We start from the raw sequence: 1,409 nt of genomic DNA on the forward strand, positions 1-1,409 counted from the left end.
CTCCGTGTCGGCTCCTCGCCCGCGAGCTCGGCGACGACGCTGGTCAACGGCTCGGCCACCACCGTGAAATGGTATCTGGGCAATGACGGGCCCGGCTCGGCGCGCTCGACCGCGATGGCGCGGGTCGACGATTCCGTCTCGGTGCAGTATGGCGCCCAGGCGAATGAGGACGCGATCCGCCGGCAATTGCAGGCGACCGCCGTGTTCGGGACCTTCTCGACCTCGCCGACCGGACAGTATTCGGGCGGGCAGGTCGCCGCGCTCAGCCTGCGGGTGACCCAGGCGCTGACCCAGCAGCCCGGCCAGCAGCGCATCGAGGACATCCAGACCGACATCGCGATGGCCCAGAATACGATGAAGGACGCGAGCACGCGCCAGACCCAGGCCAAGGCGCAGCTCCAGACCATCATCGACCAGGCGGAATCGGCCTCGCCGGACCAGGTCGCGAGCGAGATCCTGGCGCTCCAGAACGCGCTTCAGGCCTCCTACCAGGTGACCTCGAACCTGGCGCAGCTTTCGCTCGTCAAGTTCCTGTAAGTCTACGTTAAGACGCCGTTAACCATGCCTCTTTACCTCTTGGTGAGGATTGGAGCGGGGCGGAGCTGCCGATGTCGGACAAGATGCAACTGGTGGTGGCCACGCCATGCTTCGGCGGGCAGGTGTCGAGCATCTATGCGAGCTCGATCTTCGCGCTGCAGCGCGCCGTGCACGGCATGTCCAATCTCGAGCTCAAGGTGCTGCTGCGGGACGGCGACGCGCTGATCACCCGCGCACGGGCCAATCTGGCCGCGATGTTCCTCGACGATCCCAAGGCGACGCATTTCCTGTTCATCGACGCCGACATCGGCTTCAAGCCGGAGCAGGTGTTCCGGCTGATCGAATGCGGCGCCGACGTTGTCGCCGGCTGCTATCCGATCAAGCGGGTCAACTGGGACAAGGCCGCGCGGGCGATCCAGTCCGGCCGGGCCGACGTGCCCGCGGCTTCGCTCGACTACGTGCTCGAGATCGAGGATCCCGACCGTATCGTCGTGGTCAACGGCTTCACCCGCGTGCGCTATGCCGGCACCGGTTTCCTGATGATCCGCCGCCACGTGCTGGAGGCGATGTGCCGCCATCCGGATTATGCGAGCCTGCAATTCTTCCGCGAGCATTCGCACGACACGCTGGTCACGAGCCCGAACCGGTTCGCGTTGTTCGAATGCATGATCGATCCGGCAACCGGGACCTATCTCTCCGAGGACTTCGCCTTCTGCAAGCGCTGGACCGATATCGGCGGCGAGATCTGGGCCGACATCCAGAGCTCGCTCGATCACGTCGGGCCGTCGGTTTTCCACGGCGACATCGCCTCGCAATTCGCAGCCGCGCCCGCGGCGGCGGCAGATGCCGCGGCGTGAGCCTGCCGGGATGAG

At 65.9% G+C, this 1,409-nt stretch carries 1 protein-coding gene and 1 pseudogene; both read left to right on the forward strand.

Translation table 11 applies throughout. From position 1 onward, the window contains the following. Positions 1-537: pseudogene (locus tag MOV75_RS38055) on the forward strand (flagellar protein); the annotation flags it as partial. A 71-nt stretch (positions 538-608) separates the two neighbouring features. Next, on the forward strand, positions 609-1,394 hold the full coding sequence (locus tag MOV75_RS38060; RefSeq protein WP_246926671.1) for a hypothetical protein: 786 nt from the start codon (positions 609-611) through the stop codon (positions 1,392-1,394). Positions 1,395-1,409: the final 15 nt, after the last annotated feature.

The sequence above is a fragment of the Bradyrhizobium sp. PRIMUS42 genome (assembly GCF_023006515.1).
In the GTDB taxonomy this organism is placed as follows: domain Bacteria; phylum Pseudomonadota; class Alphaproteobacteria; order Rhizobiales; family Xanthobacteraceae; genus Bradyrhizobium.

Coding starts and splice junctions, on each gene's coding strand:
- MOV75_RS38060 (WP_246926671.1), top strand. CDS start 609: ATGTCGGACAAGATGCAACTGGTGGTGGCCACGCCATGCTTCGGCGGG.